17 protein-coding genes are annotated in these 21,409 nt (G+C 68.4%); 6 read left to right on the forward strand and 11 right to left on the reverse strand.

What is annotated here, in order from left to right; translation table 11 throughout:
• Positions 1-133: 133 nt before the first annotated feature.
• Positions 134-898, reverse strand: a complete 765-nt coding sequence (locus AB0C76_RS13670) for a polyprenol monophosphomannose synthase (protein ID WP_359964074.1) — start codon at positions 896-898, stop codon at positions 134-136.
• Positions 899-1,233: 335 nt separating this feature from the next.
• Here AB0C76_RS13670 and manA point away from each other — a divergent pair, with 335 nt between their 5' ends.
• Positions 1,234-2,433, forward strand: a complete 1,200-nt coding sequence (gene manA, locus AB0C76_RS13675) for a mannose-6-phosphate isomerase, class I (RefSeq protein WP_359964076.1) — start codon at positions 1,234-1,236, stop codon at positions 2,431-2,433.
• 90 nt (positions 2,434-2,523) lie between these two features.
• On the opposite strand, the gene AB0C76_RS13680 is transcribed toward manA, so the two are convergent.
• Positions 2,524-3,948: an acyltransferase gene (locus tag AB0C76_RS13680; protein WP_359964078.1), complete on the reverse strand. Its 1,425-nt coding sequence runs from the start codon at positions 3,946-3,948 to the stop codon at positions 2,524-2,526.
• A 131-nt stretch (positions 3,949-4,079) separates the two neighbouring features.
• Between AB0C76_RS13680 and AB0C76_RS13685 the strand changes: the two genes are divergently transcribed.
• A complete protein-coding gene (locus tag AB0C76_RS13685) occupies positions 4,080-5,018 on the forward strand; it encodes an ATP-binding cassette domain-containing protein (protein WP_359964080.1) in 939 nt (312 codons plus the stop codon).
• A complete protein-coding gene (locus AB0C76_RS13690; protein ID WP_359964082.1) occupies positions 5,015-5,776 on the forward strand; it encodes an ABC transporter permease in 762 nt (253 codons plus the stop codon). The genes AB0C76_RS13685 and AB0C76_RS13690 overlap by 4 nt, the downstream gene beginning before the upstream one ends.
• 23 nt (positions 5,777-5,799) lie before the next feature.
• Here the strand turns inward: AB0C76_RS13690 and AB0C76_RS13695 are convergent, their stop codons facing one another.
• Positions 5,800-8,976, reverse strand: coding sequence for a BTAD domain-containing putative transcriptional regulator (locus AB0C76_RS13695; protein ID WP_359964084.1), 3,177 nt, complete (start codon positions 8,974-8,976; stop codon positions 5,800-5,802).
• Positions 8,977-9,516: 540 nt separating this feature from the next.
• On the opposite strand from AB0C76_RS13695, the gene AB0C76_RS13700 reads away from it, so the two are divergent.
• Positions 9,517-10,077, forward strand: a complete 561-nt coding sequence (locus AB0C76_RS13700; RefSeq protein ID WP_359964086.1) for an AbiV family abortive infection protein — start codon at positions 9,517-9,519, stop codon at positions 10,075-10,077.
• A 216-nt stretch (positions 10,078-10,293) separates the two neighbouring features.
• On the opposite strand, the gene AB0C76_RS13705 is transcribed toward AB0C76_RS13700, so the two are convergent.
• From AB0C76_RS13705 to AB0C76_RS13715, 3 genes are read right to left on the reverse strand one after another with little or no spacing between them, the layout of a single operon-like run.
• On the reverse strand, positions 10,294-10,695 hold the full coding sequence (locus AB0C76_RS13705; protein ID WP_359964088.1) for a DUF6527 family protein: 402 nt from the start codon (positions 10,693-10,695) through the stop codon (positions 10,294-10,296).
• Positions 10,692-11,861: a ThiF family adenylyltransferase gene (locus AB0C76_RS13710; RefSeq protein ID WP_359964090.1), complete on the reverse strand. Its 1,170-nt coding sequence runs from the start codon at positions 11,859-11,861 to the stop codon at positions 10,692-10,694. Before AB0C76_RS13710 ends, AB0C76_RS13705 begins: the two co-directional genes overlap by 4 nt.
• Complete coding sequence (locus AB0C76_RS13715; protein WP_359964092.1) at positions 11,836-12,096, reverse strand: multiubiquitin domain-containing protein; 261 nt, start codon at positions 12,094-12,096, stop codon at positions 11,836-11,838. The genes AB0C76_RS13710 and AB0C76_RS13715 overlap by 26 nt, the downstream gene beginning before the upstream one ends.
• Positions 12,097-12,247: 151 nt before the next feature.
• Between AB0C76_RS13715 and AB0C76_RS13720 the strand changes: the two genes are divergently transcribed.
• Positions 12,248-12,610, forward strand: coding sequence for a helix-turn-helix domain-containing protein (locus AB0C76_RS13720; protein WP_359964094.1), 363 nt, complete (start codon positions 12,248-12,250; stop codon positions 12,608-12,610).
• Between the two features lies 1 nt (position 12,611).
• Positions 12,612-13,196 carry an ImmA/IrrE family metallo-endopeptidase gene (locus AB0C76_RS13725; RefSeq protein WP_359964096.1) on the forward strand — a complete coding sequence of 195 codons (585 nt, stop codon included), beginning with the start codon at positions 12,612-12,614 and terminating at the stop codon, positions 13,194-13,196.
• Positions 13,197-13,325: 129 nt separating this feature from the next.
• Here the strand turns inward: AB0C76_RS13725 and AB0C76_RS13730 are convergent, their stop codons facing one another.
• The 5 genes from AB0C76_RS13730 to AB0C76_RS13750 form a co-directional block, all read right to left on the reverse strand.
• Positions 13,326-14,618 (reverse strand): hypothetical protein, encoded by a 1,293-nt coding sequence (locus AB0C76_RS13730; protein ID WP_359964098.1) that lies wholly within the window; start codon positions 14,616-14,618, stop codon positions 13,326-13,328.
• 135 nt (positions 14,619-14,753) lie between these two features.
• A complete protein-coding gene (locus AB0C76_RS13735; protein ID WP_359964099.1) occupies positions 14,754-17,387 on the reverse strand; it encodes a TniQ family protein in 2,634 nt (877 codons plus the stop codon).
• Positions 17,384-18,502 (reverse strand): ATP-binding protein, encoded by a 1,119-nt coding sequence (locus tag AB0C76_RS13740; protein WP_359964101.1) that lies wholly within the window; start codon positions 18,500-18,502, stop codon positions 17,384-17,386. The genes AB0C76_RS13735 and AB0C76_RS13740 overlap by 4 nt, the downstream gene beginning before the upstream one ends.
• Positions 18,499-20,628, reverse strand: coding sequence for a Mu transposase C-terminal domain-containing protein (locus AB0C76_RS13745; RefSeq protein WP_359964103.1), 2,130 nt, complete (start codon positions 20,626-20,628; stop codon positions 18,499-18,501). Before AB0C76_RS13745 ends, AB0C76_RS13740 begins: the two co-directional genes overlap by 4 nt.
• Positions 20,625-21,344 carry a TnsA-like heteromeric transposase endonuclease subunit gene (locus tag AB0C76_RS13750; RefSeq protein ID WP_359964105.1) on the reverse strand — a complete coding sequence of 240 codons (720 nt, stop codon included), beginning with the start codon at positions 21,342-21,344 and terminating at the stop codon, positions 20,625-20,627. Before AB0C76_RS13750 ends, AB0C76_RS13745 begins: the two co-directional genes overlap by 4 nt.
• Positions 21,345-21,409: the final 65 nt, after the last annotated feature.

Consider the following 21,409-nt stretch of genomic DNA (forward strand, 5'->3'; position numbering starts at 1 on the left):
AAACGCTCGGCTGGGAAACCCCAGCCGAGCGCCTGCATAAACTCATCGCGGCCTAACCAACCGACCACGTGTTGCGACGACCGCTAGAAACCGCCACACAGCCGGCGGGCCCTTCGCCCGGAAAGTCAGAGGTTCAGCGCCGCCCAGCGCCCCGCAGCCGGGCCACCCGGTCCGCGATGCCCCACGAGGTCACCCGCCAGAGCGCCTCGATCACGATGTTGCGGCTCATCTTGGACGCGCCCAGCTCGCGCTCGACGAAGGTGATGGGCACCTCGGCGACCTTGAACCCGGCCTTCACCGTGCGCCAGGCCAGGTCGACCTGGAAGCAGTAGCCGGCCGAGGCGACCTCGTCCATGCCCAGGCCGAGCAGCGTCTCCTTGCGGAAGGCGCGGTAGCCGCCGGTGACGTCCCGGATCGGCACGCCCAGCATCAGGCGCGAGTAGGTGGACCCGCCGCGGGAGAGCAGCAGGCGCGACTTCGGCCAGTTCACCACCCGGCCGCCGGGCACCCAGCGGGAGCCGAGCACCAGGTCGGCGCCGCGCAGCGCGGCGAGCAGCCGGTCGAGCTCCTCGGGCTGGTGCGAGCCGTCCGCGTCCATCTCGACCAGGACGTCGTAGCCGTTGTCGATGCCCCAGCGGAAGCCCGCGAGGTAGGCGGCGCCCAGGCCCTCCTTGCCCTTGCGGTGCAGGACGTGCACGTGCCCGTCCTCGGCGGCCAGCTTGTCGGCGAGCTCGCCGGTGCCGTCGGGGCTGTTGTCGTCGGCCACCAGGACGTGCGCCTCGGGCACCGAGGCGCGGACCCGTCCGACGATCCGCTCGACGTTCTCCGCCTCGTTGAACGTCGGAATGATCACCAGCACCTTGCCGAGATCAGCAAAACGCGGCTGGTTCACGGTCACGTACAAACCTCTCGGCCAATGGCGGGAGTGCCGGTCACCGTCGCGCCCGCACTCCGGAACGCCGCTCCCGTCGGCGGCCCGCCGAGGGGTTCCGCGGCGGAAACTGCTGCGCACGGTGGAAACAATGGGTCCTGGCATCCTACTACCGCGCCTGCCGGACACCGGCCCGATCGCCGCCGCGACCACGGCACTCGCACCGGACGCCCGCCGTTTCCCCTCACGTGACGCGCGTCGGCTAGGGTCGATGCCTCGCCCCGGCCCGGACCGCCCGCCCGGCCCGTTTCCCGACGATCCGGCACACCCCGCCACCGCAGCGAAGGAGTAGGACCGCGCGCATGGACAGGCTCGTCAACACCATCCGCCCGTACGCCTGGGGATCGGTCACCGCCCTCCCCGAACTCCTCGGGCAGGACCCCACCGGCGAGCCGCAGGCCGAACTGTGGATGGGCGCCCACCCCGGCGACCCCTCCCGCACCGACCGGGGCGCGGGGCCGCGCCCGCTGGACGAACTGATCGCCGCGGACCCCGAGGGCGAGCTCGGCACCGCGACCGTCGCACGCTTCGGACCCACCCTGCCGTTCCTGCTCAAGATCCTCGCGGCCGGCATCCCGATCTCCATCCAGGCCCACCCCACGCTCGACCAGGCCCGGGCCGGCTTCGCCGCCGAGAACGCCGTCGGCATCCCGCTGGACGCCCCCCGGCGGAACTACCGCGACGCCAACCACAAGCCCGAACTCATCTGCGCGCTGGACGAGTTCGAGGGCCTGTGCGGCTTCCGCCCGGCCGCCGAGGCGGCCGCGCTGCTGACCGGCCTGGCGGTGCCCGCGCTCGCCCCGGTCGTCGAGCTGCTGAGCACCGGGGACGAGCCCGAGGCGCTGCGCCGCGCACTGGCCGCGATCCTCACCATGGACGACGCGACCGCCGCCGACGCGGTCCGGCAGGCCGCCGCGCAGGTGGACCTCGCCGCCAAGGAGGACCCGCGGGGCCCCTACGCGGCGTACGCCCGGATCACCCGCGACTTCCCCGGCGACCGCGGCCTGATCGCCGGCCTGCTGCTCAACCACTTCCGGCTGAACCCGGGCGAGGCCCTCTACCTGGGCGCCGGCGTGCCGCACGCCTACCTGCACGGCGTCTGCGTCGAGCTCCAGGCCAACTCCGACAACGTGCTGCGCGCGGGCCTCACGCCCAAGCACATCGACGTGCCCGAGCTCATGAAGGTGGTCGTCTTCGAGGCCGGCGCCCCCGACGTCCTCCACCCCACCCCGGTGGACGGCACCCCGGGCGAGGAGCTCTACCCCGTCCCGATCGACGAGTTCCGCCTCTCCCGCTTCCGGCTGGACGGCACCGACCGCGAGATCGACGGCCGCACCCCGCAGATCCTGCTCTGCACCACCGGCACCGCCCGCCTCACCGGCGCCGACGGCACCGTCCTCGACCTCTCCCGCGGCGAGTCCGCCTTCCTCCCCGCCGCCGGCACCCCCACCCGCCTCTCCGGTACGGCCACCACCCTCTTCCGCGCCACCGTGACGATCTGAGGGCGGCGAGCGCCGGGGGAACGCAAAGGGCCGGGGTCGGATCACGGGGTGCGCACCCGTGATCCGACCCCGGCCTTCACGTCCCTCGGATCAGCCGGAGCGTTCCGCCCCGCCGGACGAACCCGCACCCACCAGCTCCGGTTCCTGGCGCGGCGCCGGTACGGCGGCCGACGGCACCCCCGGTGCGGCCGGCTCCAGCGACTGCGGCGGCCAGCGGCGGTTCATCGCCTTGGTCAGCTTGCGGCCCAGGTTCTGGAACGGCACCTCCACCAGCCGGTACACCGCCCAGCAGACCACCAGCAGCACGGCGACGTACCCGGCCACCCACGACCACCGCTCGGCGAACGGCATCGCGGCCAGCTTGACGTAGTAGCGGTTGCTGTCCCAGCCGAGCTGCCACAGCAGGAACTTCTTCACCGGCCAGTGCAGCAGGTAGACCGAGAAGCTCACCGCGCCCAGCCAGGTCAGCACCCGCGGCAGCCGCCGGTTGCGCAGCAGGAAGAAGAGCCCGAACGACGCCCACGCCGCCAGGTAGGCGTTGGTCCACGCCGGCCAGGTGAAGGTCGAGGTCGCGCGCGCCATCGCGTCGCGGTTGTACATCCACCCCACCATGGCACCCGCCACCACCACGAAACCGACGGACAGCCAGGCCTCGATGCGCTCGATCTGCCCGTGCTGCGCCCGGTAGACGACCGTGCCGGCGAACATCGTCGCGAGGATGGTGAAGCTCTCGTACGCGGGGTCCCGGCCGTTGGTGAACACCAGCAGCAGGCCGAGGCCGCCCAGCAGCAGACCGCCGACCCGGGCCAGCGCCGCATTGCCGCTGAGCATGCAGAGCACGCCCATGACCACGACGACCACGGTGGCGGCGACGAGGTTGTTGGTCTCCGTGAGGGTGTGGTTCAGGCTGTACGACGGGATCCAGACGCCAAGCACGAGTGCGATCGCCGCCGCCGCGACCGCGACCGGCGTGCTGCGCCGGTGCCAGGCGACCGTGAAGAGGCTGCTGACGAAGAAGTAGAAGAGCATCTCGTACGCGAGCGTCCAGGAGATGCCGAGCGCGTTCACCACGCCCAGCATGTCCGACAGCAGCAGGCCGTTGGCCGCCAGCCAGAGCTTGTGGTACGGGACGCCGTCGTAGCTGACGACCTGGTAGGTGAGCGGCAGGACGAACTCGGCGAAGAGCACGGTCACGATCAGCGCCGGGTAGATCCGGAAGATCCGGCCGATCCAGAAGGCCCGGACGTCACCGCGGCGTTCCAGTGAGGCCGGGATGATGTACCCGCTGACGATGAAGAACGCGATGACCCCGTAGAACCCGAGGTCGAAGTGGGCGGCGATGACGTCGCCGTACGGGACCAGCCTCAGGATCTCGAAGTGGTGCGCCGCCACGGCCAGCGCGGCGATGCCCCGCAGGGCGTCCAGCCAGCCGAGCCTGCTCGTCGGTGCGGCCGCACGGTCCGCACGACGCTCCTTGTATGCCCCCCACCGAGGCAGCGATCTGATAATCGTCACGCGCTGGAGGGTAGCCCATTCGAACACAACCCTTTCACGACTCCTTGATCACTTCGTGTCGGAGGCCGTGTCAGAGGCCGTGTCAGGGGTGTGACAGGGGGGTGTCAGGCCCGCCCGGGATCGTTCCGGGCATGAGGAATTCGGCGATCGCGGTCTCGGGACTGCGGAAGGCATACGGCGACCGGGTCGTGCTCGACGGCATCGACTTCGAGGTCGCCGAGGGATCGGTCTTCTCGATGCTCGGCCCGAACGGGGCCGGCAAGACCACGACGGTGAACGTCCTGACGACGCTGGCGAAGGCCGACGCCGGGACGGTGCGCGTGGCCGGGCACGACGTGGTGACCGGGACGCGCAGGGTCCGCTCGGCCATCGGCGTCACCGGCCAGTTCGCGGCGGTGGACGAGATCCTGTCGGGCCGGGAGAACCTGCGGCTCATGGCGGACCTGAGGCGGGTGCGCCCCGTCGACCGGGTGGTGGCCCGGCTGCTGGAGCGGTTCGACCTGGGCGGGGCGGCGGACAAGCCGGCGGCGGAGTACTCCGGGGGCATGCGCCGCAAGCTGGACCTGGCGATGACGCTGGTCGGCGACCCGCGGATCATCTTCCTGGACGAGCCCACGACCGGGCTCGACCCGCGCAGCCGGCGCACGATGTGGGAGATCGTCCGCGAGCTGGTCGCCGACGGCACCACGATCTTCCTCACCACGCAGTACCTGGAGGAGGCCGACCAGCTCGCCGACCGGATCGCGGTGCTCCACCGGGGCCGCATCGCCGCGCACGGCACGCCCGCGGAGCTCAAGCGCCAGGTCCCCGGCACCCACGTCCGCTTCCGCTTCGCCACCCCGCAGGACCTCGACGCGGCGGCCCTGCTCCTCGCCGGCTCCACCCGGGACGACCAGGAGCTGACCCTGCGGGTGCCCGGCGACGGACGGTCCCGGTCCGTGCGGGCCCTGCTGGACCGCCTCGACGACCACGCGATCGACGCCGAGGAGTTCTCCGTGCACACGCCGGACCTCGACGACGTCTTCTTCGCCCTGACCGGACACGCAAGCACGGAGGACCCCGCGCGATGAGCACTCTCCCGACCCCGCTGGGCGACGCGGCGATCATGCTGCGCCGCAACGTCAGGCACACGCTGCGGAACCCGGTCACGGTGTTCCAGGCCGTGCTGTTCCCCATCGTGATCATGTTCATGTTCGTCTACGTGCTGGGCGGCGGCTTCGACGTCGGCGGACGGTACGTCGACTACGCCATGCCCGGCCTGATCGTGATGGCCGTCAGCTACGGCCTGGGCCCCACCGCCACGGCCGTCAACGGCGACATGACGAAGGGCATCATCAACCGGTTCAGGGCCATGGACGTCTCCCACGGCGCCGTCCTGGCCGGCCACGTCGTCGCCACGACGGTCCGCGGCCTGATCGCCGACGCGGCCATCGTCGGCGTCGGCTTCGCGATGGGCTTCCGGCCGCACGCGGGCGTCCTCGGCTGGCTCGGCGCGATCGGCCTCATGCTGCTGCTCGGCTTCGGCGCCAGCTGGCTCACCGTCGCCATGGGGCTGGCCTCGAAGACCGCGGAGTCCGCGGGCATGGCCACCGTGCCGCTGATCATGCTGCCGTTCCTGAGCAGCGCGTTCGTGCCCGCCCACACGATGGGGGCCGGCGTACGACAGTTCGCGGAGTACCAGCCCTTCACCCCGATCATCGAGACCCTGCGCGGCCTGCTGACGGGCACGGCCTCGACCGGCACCGCGCTCACGGCCGTCGCCTGGTGCGTCGGGTTCGCGGTCGTGGGCTACGCGTGGGCGGTCGCCACCTTCCGGAAGCGGGCCTGACCACGCGAGCGCGACCCCGGCACTCAGCGCACGAGCGCGACCTCGACCAGCCGGGACCAGTCGCTCCCCGCCCCCTCCCGAGCCGCCTCGGCGAATCCCGCGTCGCCGAGGCGGCTCCGCGCCCTCCCCTCGATCCGGGCCGCGTCCGGCTGGAGGAGGTCCGGCAGACCGCGCACCGCCGTGCTCGCCGCGAGCAGCCGCGCCGCCTGCCCGAACTCCTCCCGGCGCAGCGCCAGGTCCGCGACCCCGACCAGCACCTGGGCGATCAGCGGCGCGTGCCCCGCCTCGGCCGCCGCGGCACAGGCCACCGCACGGTGTTCGCGGGCCTCGTCGAGGCCGTCGGCGAGGTACCCGAGCAGGTCGTGCCGCACCGCCCGGAGGCTCGCCCGCTCCGCCCCGTCGCCCAACAGGGCGGTCGCGACGCCGAGTTGCTCGTACGCCGCCTCGACGTCACCGTCCCACCTGGCGAGTTCGGCCTTCGTGAGGGCCAACTCGGCCAGCGCGTCCGGCCAGGCGACCCGCTCCGCGCAGCGCTGCGCCTCGGCGAGCGCGGCCGCGCTCGCCGCCTCGTCGCCCAGCCGCCGGTACAGCTGCGCCTGCCGCGAGCGCATCCGGATGACGTCCTCGGTCGCGCCGAGCTCGGTGACCACCGCGACGGCCCGCTCGTAGTGCTCGCACGCGGCGGCGAACTCCCCGCGCACGGCGATCCGGTCCGCGAGCTCGGTCAGGGCGAAGGAGATCCCGAACCGCTCTCCCAGCGCCAGCAGTTCGTCGAGCGCCGCCTCCAGGTGCGCGTCCGCGTCCCGTCCCGCGTGGCCGAGCATGATCCGCATCTTGCCCAGCTGCAGCCGGGCCAGCGCCCGCGCCCACGGGTCCTCGTGCTCCAGCAGCGGCTCCCAGGCGGCCAGGACCGCGCCGGGCTCCCGCAGCATGCGCTCCAGCGGGGCGACCAGGCCCGGAGCCGGGTGGCGCGTCCGACCGCCCCGGGCGAACCGGTGGGCCTTGTGGATCCACTCCGCGGCCTGGTGCTCGTCTCCCCGTCCGGAGCTCACGAACATCACGAGGATCGCGTACACCGTGGCCCTGACCTCGTCGGTCACCTCGCCGGGCAGGGCGGCGGCCGCGGCGATCAGCTCCATGCCCTCGGCCCGGCGACCGCCCAGCCACCAGTACCAGCCGGCCCCCGCCGCCAGCCGCATCGCCGCCTGGGCGTCGCCGACCGCGAGGGCGCCGCGCATCGCGGCACCGAGGTTGTCGTGCTCGGCCTCCAGCACGGCGAGCCACTCCAGTTGCTCGGCCCGGCGCAGGTGCGGGTCGGCGGTCTCGGCGAGCTCGGTGACGTACGCGAGGTGCGCCCGGCGCAGCGCGTCCGCCTCCCCCGCCTCCGCGAGGCGGTGCGCGGCGTACTCCCGGATCGTGCCGATCATGCGGTAGCGCGGCGCGTCGCCGTCCTCACCGTCCGCCACCAGCAGCGACTTCTCGGTGAGCGAGGTGAGCAGTTCCAGCACCTGCTCCTCCCCGAGCGCGCCGTCCGCCCCGGCCGCGCCGCCCTCCCCGACCGCACAGACGCGTTCGGCCGCCTCCAGGCCCGCGCCGCCGGCGAACACCGAGAGCCGCCGCAGCACCGTCCGTTCGGCGTCGGTGAGCAGCTCCCAGCTCCAGTCGACGACCGCGCGCAGCGTCCGGTGCCGAGGCAGCGCAGTGCGGCTGCCGCCGGTCAGCAGGCGGAACCGGTCGTCGAGGCGGTGGGCGAGCTGGTCGACGGTCATCGTGCGCAGCCTGGCCGCGGCCAGTTCGATCGCCAGCGGCATCCCGTCCAGGGCGCGGCAGACGCGGACCATCGTCGCCAGCGTGTGCGGGTCGGCCGTCAGGTCCCGCCGCACCGCGCCGGCCCGGTCCCGCAGCAGCCGGACGGCGGGCGAGGACGCGATCTCCTCCGGGCCCGCCCCCCACGCCGGCAGGGACAGCGGTTCGACCGACCACAGCGCCTCGCCGGTGATGCCGAGCGGCTCCCGGCTCGTCGCCAGGATCCGCAGCTTCCGGCACTCGCCGAGCACGCGGTGGGCGAAGAGCGCCGCCGCCTCGATCACGTGCTCGCAGTTGTCCAGGACGAGCAGCACCTCGCGCTCGCGGATCGCGGCGACGAGGCGGTCCACCGGGTCGGCACCGGAGGTCTCCCCGAGCAGGGCGTCGCGCAGGCCGAGGGCGGCGAGCGCCGACTGCGCCGGGTCGCCGTCGGCGCCGAGCGGGGCGAGCTCCACGAGCCAGGCCCCGTCGGGCAGTTCGGCGAGCAGGGCGCGCGCGGTCTCGGTGGCGAGCCTGGTCTTGCCGGAGCCGCCCGGTCCGATGAGGGTGGTGAGGCGGTGCTCGGCGACGAGTCCGCGGACGGCGGCGACGTCGGCGTCCTTGCCGACGAACGTGGTGAGTTCGGCTCGCAGGTTGGTCGTGCGGGCTTCCTCCCGGCGTCCCAACTCTCCGCGGAGCAACGCGACATGGAGAGCGGACAGCTCCGGCGACGGGTCGACGCCCAGTTCACCGGCCAGGGCCTCCCGCGCGGCCTGGAAGGCCTGCAGGGCCTCGCTGTCCCGGCCGGCCGCGGCCAGGGCCCGCATCAGCGCGGCGACGAGCCGCTCCCGCACGGGGTGCGCGGCCACCAGATCGGTCAGTTCGGTGACGAGCTCCGCCCCGCGCCCGTGGGCGACCTCGGCCTCGAAGCGCTCCTCCACGGCGGTCAGGCGCAGCCCCTCCAGCCGGACGACGGCGGCGTCGAACGGGCCGCTGCCCTGGAGCCCGACGTCCTGCAGGGCCGCCCCGCGCCAGAGTTCGAGGGCCTCGCGCAGCAGCCGCAGGCGACCCGCGCCGTCCTCGGAGCGGGCCCGTGCGGCGCCGACGAGGCGTTCGAACCGCACGGCGTCGACGGTGTCGGGCTCCACCGCCAGCAGGTAGCCGTCCGTCCGCCCTTCGAGCACCCCGGCCGGCAGCACCTTCCGCAGCCGGGAGACCAGGCGCTGCAGGGCGTTCGTCGCGTCGGCGGGCGGGTACTCGCCCCAGATCCAGTCGACCAGCGAGGCCCTGGGAACGACGCGCCCCGGCCGCAGCGCGAGGGCGACCAGCAGGCCGCGCAACCGCGCCCCGGGCACGTCGACCGCGTCGCCGGCATCCGTGCGAACCTGCAATGTCCCCAGCATCCCGATCTGCACCCGCCGATTTTGTCACGGGCGCCCTGGAGCCATCCCCCGCAAAGCCAGGGCCTCGTGCGCCGGGAGCTGTAGGATCTCGCGGCTCGTGTCACAGGCCGTCGCTGTGACCTGCGGCTCCCGGATCCGTCTCACCACCTGTTGCGGTTGATCAGTCTCACCACGGTGGCAGATCCCCGGAGCTGATCTCGTCACCCGTCGAAGTCGTAGGGCGGGCTGCTGCATCGCACCACCATCTCGCCCGCCGCAGCGGGTATCGCCCTTCGACTACCACCCGCCCCGGCGACGCCACCCTTCATGGTGGAGCCGACGGCCTCTCCACCACGCCCGAGTCGTACGGGATGTTCGGCGGCGCCCTGGCCGCCTTGGCCGGGTGGGCCTGACTATCGCACTGTGTCCACCCCGTCCCATTTGAGCACTTTCACCAAGAACCAAATAATCCAAGCGAGTTGTCAGCATTTCTGCTTACCATCCTGATGGTTGGCTCGCGCCCTGCGGGCTACCGCACACACCTCCGACATCACCGAGAAAGAAGGCCCCTGGATGGCGAAGAAGCGCCTCCCCACACAGGACGAGGCAGCCATCGGCCTCAAGATCGCCGCGGCGAACGCCCGCGAGATGCTGGACAGCGCGGACCTCGTGGCCGCCGGCCAGCTCTTCGGGCAGGCCGCTGCTCTTGCAGTGCTCGCGTTCGAGGAGTCGGTGAAGTCCCGGACGCTCGCCGCCGTCGCGGTGGGCGGCCAGCACATCGCCTTCACCGAGGACGCCCTGAGCAAGATCATCTACAGCGGTCACAAGGAGCGCCACACCGCAGGGTTCTACCAGCACCTCTTCACCGAGCACCCGGGCATCTTCTCGAAGGCTCTGACGGGTCACCAGCTCAAGGCCGACGAGGGCACGCTGGTGACCGAACTGCTGGAGCTGCTCGACTCCGCGAACCGGAAGAAGCAGGCCGGTTTCTACACGGACTTCGACCCGGACTCCTCGTCCTGGGGGAGGCCCGCGGACATCACCAAGGCCGAGTTCGACAATATCCGTGCTCTGGCTGAGGCATACCAGGCCGAGACCGAGCGACAGGTCCAGAACTTCCCGGCGGGGCAGTAGGCCCGGGGTCGGACTCCGACAGCCCGGAGTCCGACCCACCAGCGGCTGTCGCGCACCCAGCCGAGCGGCGGCAACGTGAACTCGGCTCAGGAGAGAGCATCAGAAATCGCACGCAGTCCGGACCGAGGGCCTGGGGGTCCATCTGCTTGTGGCGGCGGATTCCTAACGGGAGACTCTAAATGGTCCAACCACAGATCCGTCCCACTCAGCAAAGACTCACCGATGCCGCAAGCCCAACCGCGCGCGCATCCTGGCAAACCGGCCTCCCATGATCTCGCCAGCTTGCTGCGCGAGCTCGTGCCGATCGCGTTCACGGTTCTCGGCAACCTCGTCGGGCGAGTACCGGCGGCTCCACTGCACCGCGCCCTTGCGGATCCAGTAGTGCGATCGGCACGGCAAAGCCCAGTTGCCGACCGAAGGGGTCAGGGAGACGTTCTCGCCGTCGTAGGTGAACGACCACTGTGCGGGCGACAGCGGCGTGATCACCTCCTGCCCGCAGCCGCAGCAACAGAGGTGGCCGCAGGTGCTGTACGTAATCGAGATGTACAGCACCCCCTGCTCCATCGTCGCTGGGAAGCTCTCGGCAAACTCCGGCCGAAGAAACCCGACTGCGGTCACGACAGGTCCTCGTTGGAGATCTCGTTCGTGATCAACGAATAGGTGGCGAAGCCCTCACCTGTGGCGTCCGCGTAGGTGCCGACGTAGCGCTTCCAACGGATGATCGCGAGCATCGCGTTGAGCGCGTTCAGGTCGGCGGTCTGGATGTTGCGCCCGTAGTCGTCTCGTTCGGGTGCCGGGATCGGAACCCTCCGGCGCGCCTGCTCGCGCCGCCCCGGCAGACTTGTCGTGACCCGCAGCAGACCGCCGAGCCGACCATCGGTTTCGTCGATGCCCAATCCAACATCGATGAACGGCACGTCCTGGGCCTCCAACCAGTCCATGATGACGGGCTTGCCCGCGGCGTCGTCGGACGCGAGAAACACGAAGGTCGCCCCTTCGAGAATTTCGAGGTTGTCCTCGTCCAGGTACTGCTCGTACGCGGTTATACCGCGGTGCATGTTCGAGTAGACCGTCGCGAAGTACGCGGCCTTGTTCGGGCGGTCGCGCAACGTGTCGAGCGTGGCCGCACCCGGAGCTCGGAAGGCGTTGTGATTGTCGAAGGTGTCGCCGTCGACGAGGACGATCGTGTCAACCTCCGTCTTGGCAACCTGGTCGAGGATGTAGGTCCCGGTCCCGCCGAGGCCGACGATCACGATTCGGTGGCCCCGGTATCGCCGGTTGACGGCGGCGAGGCCGGCACGCGACGTCGCCGTGTCCCGGTACACGAACGGCGTGTCATCGTCGATCATCTGCCAGGCCGCGCCAGGGGTGGGCGTCACCGCGCGGTCAATCGCCTGCGCTTGGTCAGCGATCATTCGCGCGTACGCCGTGACCTTGGAGTACTGGTCGGGGTACCCATTCGGCGTCGGCTTGCTGGAGAGCATGAAGCTCGCCTGCAGCCCGTCGGCAATGGCTCGGGCTTCGGGATTGGCCAGCGGGAGCTTCCGGCCGTGCTCGTCGCAAGGGGCCGAGCCTCCGAACCAGATGCGATGGTCGGTGTCGGATACGACGCGGTCTCCGCTGACAGTCACCGGATAGGCGAGGAAGCCGTACTCGATGGTCCGCACCTCGGTCACATAAGGAATATGCCGAACGAGCAGGTGCCCTGCCTGCACGACGACATCGAAACCGTCGTCGAGCAGGCGCGACAGATCGGGATCACGAACGAGAGGTGCGGTAGACATCGAAGACCATCCCCTCCTTCGCCCGCACGCTGTGGCCGGCCGTCAAGCTCCCCGACCCGTGACCGTCATGGCCACGGCTGTACCGGACCGTGAAGGTGTCCTCGCCGGTCCCCGGCTGGCCGGGGTAGGCCAGCTCGACGACCTGCTCGAAGGAAATCTCCTTCGAGTCCCAGTGGTGCGGTCGGGTGTTAACGATGATCGTGACGGGGCCGGGCCCGTGGCTCTCCTGCGACATCGGTACTCCTACGGCGTGTGAACAGGCCGACAGACACCCACGCCGAATGTCAATCGATGCTCGAAGTTTCGAGCAGGTACACTGTAGCAGAAGTGATCGACATGTCGAGCACCATGAGAAGTCAGGGGCAGTGATGAGTGACGGCCCAAGCGTGGACGTGAAGGCCTTGCATGCGGCCTTGGAGGCGGCCCGCCTGGAAAAGGATCTATCCGGTCGACAGCTGGCGAAGGAGATCGGGGTAAGCGCCTCGACCATCTCGCGCATGGCCAACGGACTGAAGCCTGATGTCGTGGCGTTCGCGGCGATGACGACGTGGCTGCGTATGCCGGCGGAGGCCTTCTACGTGGTCCCAGGTCGGGAGGCCCACGCGGAGGAGCCAGAGCTCGTGGCCTCCCTCGTCCCGCTACTCCGGGCTCGTAGCGATCTCTCCGAAGGCGACGTGGCCTACCTCCAAGAGGTAATCGGCGCGGCTGCGCGGCGCTTCCGCACGGAACGTGGCACTCGGAGCCACTGAGATGCGCTGGACGCAGGCCTTGATGCGAGAGGTCGCACAGGAGGAGCGAGCCGCGCTCGACCTGAGGCCCAACGACCCGTTCGACCCGTATGTGCTCGCCGAAGAGCACGGCATCGACGTGTACACACTCAGCAGTCTGGTCGAGTTCGGAATCGGAACCGAAGTCCTCAACCACTTCACCGCGCTCGACTCGTCAGCCTGGTCGGCCGCGCTGGTGCCCTTGGGCACAGCGCGGGTCATTGTCGAGAACGAGTCGCATGCTGTGGTCCGGCGCCGGTCGAACATTGCTCACGAACTCGGCCATCACCTGCTGGAACATCCCTTTGACAACGTGATCTTCGGCGAGGACCACAAGCGGCAGTTCAATGAGGAGCAGGAGAAGCAGGCAACCTTCATGGCAGGCGAGCTGCTGATCCCGCTCGCCGCGGCGGAGCGCATGGCGTTCGACGGTTGGGACAACGCACGCGTCGCCACCGCGTACAGAGTGAGTGAGCAGTTTGCGCAGATGCAGATGAAGGGCCAGCGAGTGCGCGCACAGCGGGCCGCGCAGAAGTATGGATTCCGGAGTTCGGCTAGTCGATCCTGAGATCGTTCAGCAAGTCCTGAGACCCTACCGTCGGCGTAGGATCTCTTCGCTCTCGCCGCCTGGATAAGCTGCGACCAGGCTATCCTCATAGGATCTGAACGTCGACTAGCCCACCGGCCTCGCCACCCCTCAGTTTGATGAGCCAGCATTCCTATGGTAATTCACTAGCCAGCCGTTACTGGTGACTGAAATCGTCTTCCTTCGCTGATCATCTTCGTCAATCGCACTATCGATGAGGTTCGCTTCCTCCAGTCGCTGCAGATGGAATCGCATGGCCTGGGCACTATTGAAGCCAAATGCTTCATAGTCCCCCGGAGCCATCACCCCGCCGGCGGCAATGATTTTGTCAAACAAGGTCCACTGCATTGGCTGGAGCGGCGAGGCAACAGCATACTCCGATGCAGTGATTTCGATCCAGCGCTCCAGCAATTCCTTTTTCTCCCCTGGGGGAGCCGCAAGATTATCTTCTTCATCCAGCCATACTGCAAAGTCCTGAGCATGCTTGAATGAGTTGCGGAGGTTCATATTTGAGATCTTGTAGAGATGGGCAAATTCTTCAGGACCGACTGGAGCATCCGGGTCGGGCCTTGTCGCAAAATGAGATAGCCGACGCCGCACAAGCTCGGGGACATCCGCATCCAGAACAGGCTGAAGGTCGATCGGCCTTCCGATCCTTCCCGATAGCCGCGGGGAGGAGACAACACTCCGAACGATCCCCTTGGCCCCACAGAGGACCCACCTGATACCGGGCAGAGACAAAACGCCATCGCGAACGGATTCGAGGACCCTGCGGGCCTCGGCAGACGTCCGCAGTAGTTCGATATTATCGATGACGCCAACAAATGCGCCGTGCTCTCGGGTTGGGAAGGTTGTCTCCAGGCAGATCTTCACCAACTGCCGAAACCCTGCCTCAGTGAATCCTTGGCTGGTATTGGCCGCAACGCTGCGAGTGAAATTCCCCCCGAAGCCAGCCGCAGAAACCCCTCCACCACCTCCGTAAATAAACGGGGCTTCTAGCCACTTCTTCAACTCCGAGGCGTCGACGACTTCAAACCCAAGGTCATCCAGCTTTTGGGCGTTGGAGACATACGCCTTCGCAATTGCAAAGTATGCCGACCGCTCGAACTCGGCCACGTCGGACGTCATCTGAACGAGGTCAGGGATCGCGAGGAGGAGCTGCTTCTGCACCCCATTGCGGTACTCTTTCTCCGCCCGGTACGCGGCCACTGCAACCAGGCTTGTCTTGCCAGAGCCATTTTCCCCTTCGATAGTGGGGTGCGTATCCGTCGACCTCAGCTGGATCGTCAACTTGCGCAACTCTTTGTCGCGGCCGACGATTAGCTCGGAACCTTCCTCATTAGACCCCAGGGGACTAACCGCATACGGGTTCGCCGAGTAGCCGATCTGGTTCCACAAAGACACGGGGGTCCCCCTCGGAGTGTGGGCATCGCGCAAGACTGAGCTCAGACGCTCATAGCGTAGACGTTTCGAGGTTGGTCGGGGCGTGCAACGCCCAGTCCCAGAAACCGCCAGCGTCTTCGATGACGGCCCAGCCGGTCAACGGGCAGTGCCCGAGTGGTCGTCCATCATGGTCTTCGGAACGGCTGCGGCGACCGCCCGTCCGAGCTCGGTTAGTTTCATGGAGTTACTGCGTTTGGCACGTTCCAGCAGTGCTCCTCCGAGGTCCTGTTCGAGACGCCGGATCTGGGAGGAGAGCGTCGACTGGGAGATACCCAGGCCGTCGGCTGCCTCTCTGATCGTGGAGTAGCCGGTCGCTCGGGCGAAGCGTCTCAGACGCTGTCTGGCGTAGGCACTGGTCAGCACGGGTTGGAGGATGGCCGGAGCTCGTTCCACCGACTCTGCGTTGCGGAGTGCGTCTGCGTGGCTCGCGCCGCCGCTGGGGCGCATCGGGAGCTTGTGGATCCGGGCCCACCTCCGCATGTTGGCCTTGCTCATGCCCTTCTCCTGAGCAAGGTCAGACAACGGCCGCTGACGGAGTACGTACTGCTCAAACAACCAGTCGCGGTCGACAGGTTCGTGGTGCGCATAGCCGTGCGCTGGGCGGAGAGGGGCTTCGTACTCTCCCGCGAGAGCAGTGAGGGTTCCTCGGGAGAAGCCTGTTAGCTGTGAGATGCGGTCGAGGGACAGGTGCTCGTCCACGTACAGGCGGCGGAACTCCTCAGCGGGGATGCTCTCCCTGGCCGCTGCGCGGAGGAGGCGGAGGCTGTCCATGGGGAGGCCAGGTGCCGGATGCTCGTCGAGAGTGTGCCGAACAGCGTCAAGGCTGGTACTGAGCGCTTCGGCAGCCCGTTGCAGCGAGTGCTTCTCGCCCCGAATCAACTCGTGCAGGCGGACGAGATCGATCCGGGCTGGATCAGGCCCAGGAAGATCGAGACCGTCGAGCAGCCTCAAGGGAGGTTGCCAGGAGACAGGTTCGTCTCGGATGCCGTGTTGCGCGAGGAACTCGTGGGCGCCCTGGCGAAGGGCCCTTGCCAGCTCAGGGTTCTGGGTGATCGGGAAGGTGGTGATCTGATGTCTGAAGTGATCGTCGGTGATGTCAGCGTTGGCGGGGTCGGCCGTGAAGGGCAGACCGCTGATGCGCTGAAAGACGATGGCGCGGACCACTCGCTGTCGGCGTCCGTTCCCTGCCATCGCTTTAGTGTGGCGGCAGATCCTCAGCCACTCGTCGTCGGGGAGAAGGCCGCTGTAGTCGAGCTGGCGACGGCGTCGGTAGTCGATCGGTGTCTCGTGGCTGTCGAGGTAGGTGACAAGGCGGTCCATCGCGCGCTGGATGTCGGGCCAGGTCGGGCCGTCGCGAAGGACCTCAAGCACGCGGGAGACGTTCACTTTGTCGGTGGCAGAGCCAAGTTCAGCTGCTGCTTCGTCGCGTTCGGTTCTGCTGCCGATCAGAAGGAGGGCGCTCGCCAGGACGGACTGGAGCACGGTGTGGCTAACACCGGCGGCTGGCGTTAGCCGGATAGTCCAGGCCGGCCAGAGCATGGTCGGAATCTTGCGGGCCCGGAGTGCGGTCTGCTCGCTGCCGGACGTGGCTCGACGCGGGAACTCGGTGATGGTCCGGTGCCGGAGCTGCAGGCTGGGCCGCATGGACGGTCCGTGGGCCGCGAGACAGACGGCGTGCAGGAATGGGCTGATGTCCTTTCCCCAGATCTGTGGAGTGCCCGGACTGGTGGCCGACTGCTGCTCGTTCTTAATCTCGTTAAAGAGGCTCCGAAGCGCGCTTCCTGCTTGCTGGATGTCGGGCTGGCGCAGGATCTGCATGGCTGCGGTGACTGCGGCCGCCGTACTGGCTGCGGAAGGGGGCGCCATGAATCCGGGCCGCTTCTTCGGTGTCGCGCGGTGGCCTGGTAGCGCGGTCAGGTGCGCCTGGGCAAGGTCATCGGGTATCAGATGGGACAGTGCGGTCGCTCCAGCGTCGGCCAGGATACAGCTGGCCAGTGCCCGGATGTCCGACAGGACGGCGGTCACCGGCTGGGGCGAGATGGCGTAGACACCGAAGGCCGGTGCTCCGGATTCGATGGCCTCCAGGATGAGTTGCTGCGCTGCGAGAGCGGGATGTCCGGTCGGCAGCGGCAGCGTGGTGGTTGCGGCGAACGGGTGATCGCAGCGCGCTCGGCGGCCACGGTCCAGCAGGGTTGTGCAGTGTCCAGGCCGTGGAACCTCATGGAGGTGATGCGGGCGCTCCCTTGGGGTACGGCGGCACCGCGGACATGAGTCGGCGAGCAGACGCTGGTGGCGGGGACAGGCGAAGGACCAGCCGAGCCGCCATGTGGTCTGCCAGCGGCCGGCGGTGTCGTCCAAGCAGCCGGGGCAATACCGCGATCCGGAGCCGCGACCCCACAGAACATGCCGGTTGACCCGAGGCCGGTGTTCTTCCATCAGCAGAGCTCGGTTGTGGAAGTGAGCGAGTGTCATTCTGCTGATCTGCTGTGGATGCAACCCACTGGCGAACGCGATGCGGGCGGCATCGTCGGGCCGAAGGACCGTGACCCAGCTCAGGGGAGCGTCCTGCGAAAGACTCGCCTGGCCTGCTTGCTTCGGCAGTCCCAACTGCGAAAGTACCTCCTCCAGCGGGGTTTTGAGGCGCTCGGCTAATGCCTCCAGCCAGGAGTCGAGGGCCTCGCCCGGAAGTGGCTGCAGCCGGATCGGCAGCGTTCTCGAGGCGCTGGTCACGCGACCTTCTTGCGTGAGGGCCGAGGGCGGCTGGTCAACCGACGGGCCTCCAGTGCGGCTTCGAGCTCCTGGCGGGCCTTCTCGGATGCCTCGTCGTTCTTCACGCGGTTCAGCAGGTCCCGATCGAGGCATTCGTCGCCGTTTCGGATGGCTCGCTGGCATCCGCGGTTGATCAGCGTCATCAGCGAGCCGATGTGCCCGGTGCTCCGGGCGAAGAGGTAGTCGGACAGGTCGTCCGCGAGCATGCCGGGGCGCTTGTTACTCAGGACCACGCGCTGTTCGAGGGCGAGGAGCATCTGCCGCCATTCTCGGCGGCCCTTCTCGTTCTCGATCGTGAAGGGCCGCATGCCCAGCCGGGTGGTGCGGCGGCCTGTCTGGGCCAGTGCTGCGTCACCGGTGGTGCCACCTTCGCTGAACAGGCCCTTGTCGGCGAGGCCGACACCGATCATCAGCAAGGTGACCGGGAACTCGTTGGCGATCCACTTCAGGTGGTTGCTGACCTCAATGCCGCTGGTGTTGCCCCACTTCAGAAAGTGCAGGTCGTCGATCGCGAGCACGCGGACCTCACAGGACAGCACACAGTCCAGCGCCCGTTGGCCGAACTGGGCGGTGGTTCCGCGGTTTCGCCCAGGGTGACCGAAGAACTCCAGCATGGCCCGGTTGAGATCCTTCATACCGGTATTGCCTGTCAGCCCGACCCGGCAGACCGGCAGCCGTTCGTGCCCTTGGGCGGTGTACTCGCCCTGCTCGGCGACCTCCCGACGATGAAACTCCCGCAGGAACGCGAGCGCCGAGGTGGTCTTCCCCAGGCCGGGAAAGGCGTCAACGGCCACGGCCCCTTTGGCCTTGTCGCCGTCCTGGAGGTTGCTGTCGACGATGTCCCACAAATCTTCGAGGAACTCGATCAGTTGGGGGGTCTTGATCGGGCCGAGGTTCGCGTGCCATTCCCGCCGCCGGCGGTTGTACTCAGCCCGCGCCTTCATACCCAGTGCTTCCAGCTGAGCCTGAGTCAGAGACTCGGGCTGGTCGCGGCGCGGTGCATCAACGAAGGCCTTGAAGTCCTCCTTCCGCGACAGCGCCAGGTTGCTCAGATTCTGCAGGCTGGTGTCGGTCACACATCCTCCAGGGCGTCCGCGTAGAAGTCGCCCTCGTTAGTGAGGCCCTCCAGGTCGGCCTCGTCGTCATCGCCAAGCTCAGTCGGCTCCGGTTGCTCGGGCTCCGCCATGTCCGAGTCCGCCCCGAGGGCCTTGCGTACGGACGAAAGCGAGATGACCGTCTCGGCCTCGGTATCCGGCAGTTCGATCGCAGCCTGTTCACGGGAGAGCCGCAATGCCATGCGCCGTTCAGCCAACGTCGTTCCCAGCCCGAGGTTCCACCGTTCCAGCAGGTCGGCAACAGCGAGCCGGTCGTCCGGGTAGCGGTACTTCGAGGCGGCCAGCTTCCGAGCGAAGGCCAGGGCGTCCTCGCTCAGCGGCATGTGCGCCGCTGGAGCATGCTCCCAGAGCAGGGTGTGCCAGCGACGGCTGTCAGGATCCCGGAAGTAGATCTTGGTGATGTCGTCGGGGTCCACCTGGAACGGCCAGCTGTTCTTGACCGGTCCGTCGTAGGGGCTCTTGAGGTTGCGGTAGGCGTTGAGCGCGGGTCCGTTGTAGCGCCGGCGGTCAATCTCGACGCCGTAGTGCTGGATCGTGCGCCACTTGGTCTGCAGGAACTCGAAGGCGAGGTTCGGATCCCGCGGGGCCTCGATGTAGCCGGCCCTCGCCATGCCGTGCTCGAACATCTTCGCCGGGGACATCCTCATCCCGGGCAAGCCCGGGTCGAGGAGACCGGAGTGAGGTCGGCAGTGATAGACCACCGCGGTCCACTCACGGATGATCGCCTCCAGCTCGTCCAGGAAGAAGAACGCGTCGTCCTCCGGTCTCTCGCCCCGGGAGTGGATATCGGGCCCCTTGTAGCCGGGCAGGGCCTGTAGGAGGTCCTCGCGGATGGTCCGGAAGAACCGCTCGACCGGGCCCTTGTCTCGGCCTGTACGCAGCCGGGCTGGCTGGATCGAGATCCCCATTCGACGGCAGACGCTGGTCAGATGTTCCGAGACGTAGACCTTGCCGTGGTCGACCACCAGCGTCTCCGGAACGAGAGCCGGCGAGGCGAGCCCTGGGCCTTCGGCCGCGTCGACGTCCACCAGCACCGTTCTGGGGATGCCGTGCTCGGGCCAGACCGCGTGCCTGGGCCAGTCTCGAACCGCCGGGCGGGGCCGGAAGGACTGGTAGAGCACCGCGCTGACGTCCACCGCCTTCGTAGAGACCGGCGTGATCCGGATCCCGGTGATGCAGCGGGTGTACCAGTCCATCCCGACCGAGAGCTCGGCCTGCACCCACCGCAGCGTGATCGGGTCGAACGCGAAGACATCCAGCCGGGTGGAGTCCATCACGAGGTACTCGCCCGGCCTGGTCGGGCGAAGCTTGCCGTAGGCACCCTCGGGCCGGTCGGCGATGTCCCGGTTCCGCTTCGTGCTCAGCCGGAACAGAGGGTGCCGCCGTTCCAACTCAGCCAGCAGCCGAAACGCCGTCGCCCGGCTCGGCTGAGGCACCACGTCCGGACCAAACCTTGCGATCACCCGTGCCCGCGTTCGATCGATGACCATCGTGCGGGACGGCTTGGACTGCCCCGTGTGCTCGACCATCACCTCCAGCGCGGTCTCCACCCACCGGTCGTCGGCTGTGACCTGCGACTTCCTCTCCAGCCCCTTCCTAGGAGCCAGTCCGGCCTCGCCGTGCTCGCGGAACGCAGTGACCCAACGCCTTACCGAGCGTGCGGCAACCCCGAGCTCCGCACCCTTCGCGGCGTACTTGGCCTCCAAAGGCTTCTCCGGCGCGTACTCGGGACGAGGCTCGCCTTCACGCGCCAGTTCCGGGCTTCCGGACCGATATCCCGTCAGGACCTCACGAACGTGCTCGGCTTGGTCGAGGATCTTCCGCCTCTCAGCCTCGTGGAGCTGGCCCAGCACTACCGAGGCAATCTCGTCGACATCGTCGGTCGCCGGTCCGGGCTGGTCCGCAACGACGGTGGCGTGGTCGGAGAACAGCAGTTGCCTCAATGACAGCCGAAGCAGTCGGCCCCGGCCGTCCTTGAGGACCACTTCGTTCCCTGCGGTGGTCGCGACCATCTCCACAACCTCGACGGTCTCCCCGTCGTAGCGGAAGCGAGTGCCAACTCCTACCCGGGTGCCGGCCCGGGTCACGCGCCCCTCCTCAAGGTCTGGGAAGGAACGAGGGGTTGGTCGAGGTCGGTGACGAGATCGTGCGTCCAGAGCAGGTGATGGATCGCGGACCGCACTTGAGGCGCCGGATGGCAGGGCAGGAGACTTTCGGCTTGGCCAATAGAGACTCCGTCAAGCTCGGCCTCGCGGAGTTCGTCCAGGAGATCGGAACTGAAGAGCCAGTCCCGACGGTAGCCCGCCAGGAAACGGATGTTCTCCAACTTCGGGGTCGGCGGCTCGCTCCAGACCTCGTACTGCCATCCCTGTGACTCCACCGCCCACCGAGTCCAGTCGAAGGTGAACGCCACCTCGGGCCTGGACAGCCGGCTGAGCGGCTTGACGTCCACGACCATTGGTCCTTGCCCAGTCACCAGCAAGTAGTCCGGGACGTGCCTACGGAGTTGCCCTTCCACCTGAGCCTTCAACAGGAAAGGCTGGGCCGTGATGCGCTGCACGGAGGGATCGAAGTCGGCAAACAGCAGTCGAGCCAGCTCAAGGCGCGACTCGTAAATCACGTGGTCCTGCATCGTCGCCGACCAGTAGACACCGGAGTAGTGCCTCTGCCCCTTGTACCAGCGGAAGGTTCGCCACGGCACGGCCGTCTTCAGCAGCCCGACCGACACTTCAGCCCACGCTCGGTCTTCGACGACCTCGCCACCTCGATGACGAACGCTGACAGTCGCAGCGGCACCGTCCATCGTGCACCCCCAGCCTCGGGCAACTGCCCGTACGGCCACGGTGCCAGCACGCTGTTCACGGACGG

The organism is Kitasatospora sp. NPDC048722 (genome assembly GCF_040650235.1).
Lineage (GTDB): Bacteria > Actinomycetota > Actinomycetes > Streptomycetales > Streptomycetaceae > Kitasatospora.

Coding starts and splice junctions, on each gene's coding strand:
- AB0C76_RS13685 (WP_359964080.1), top strand. CDS start 4,080: ATGAGGAATTCGGCGATCGCGGTCTCGGGACTGCGGAAGGCATACGGC.
- manA (WP_359964076.1), top strand. CDS start 1,234: ATGGACAGGCTCGTCAACACCATCCGCCCGTACGCCTGGGGATCGGTC.
- AB0C76_RS13710 (WP_359964090.1), bottom strand. CDS start 11,861: ATGTCTACCGCACCTCTCGTTCGTGATCCCGATCTGTCGCGCCTGCTC.
- AB0C76_RS13700 (WP_359964086.1), top strand. CDS start 9,517: ATGGCGAAGAAGCGCCTCCCCACACAGGACGAGGCAGCCATCGGCCTC.
- AB0C76_RS13690 (WP_359964082.1), top strand. CDS start 5,015: ATGAGCACTCTCCCGACCCCGCTGGGCGACGCGGCGATCATGCTGCGC.
- AB0C76_RS13750 (WP_359964105.1), bottom strand. CDS start 21,344: ATGGACGGTGCCGCTGCGACTGTCAGCGTTCGTCATCGAGGTGGCGAG.
- AB0C76_RS13725 (WP_359964096.1), top strand. CDS start 12,612: ATGCGCTGGACGCAGGCCTTGATGCGAGAGGTCGCACAGGAGGAGCGA.
- AB0C76_RS13715 (WP_359964092.1), bottom strand. CDS start 12,096: ATGTCGCAGGAGAGCCACGGGCCCGGCCCCGTCACGATCATCGTTAAC.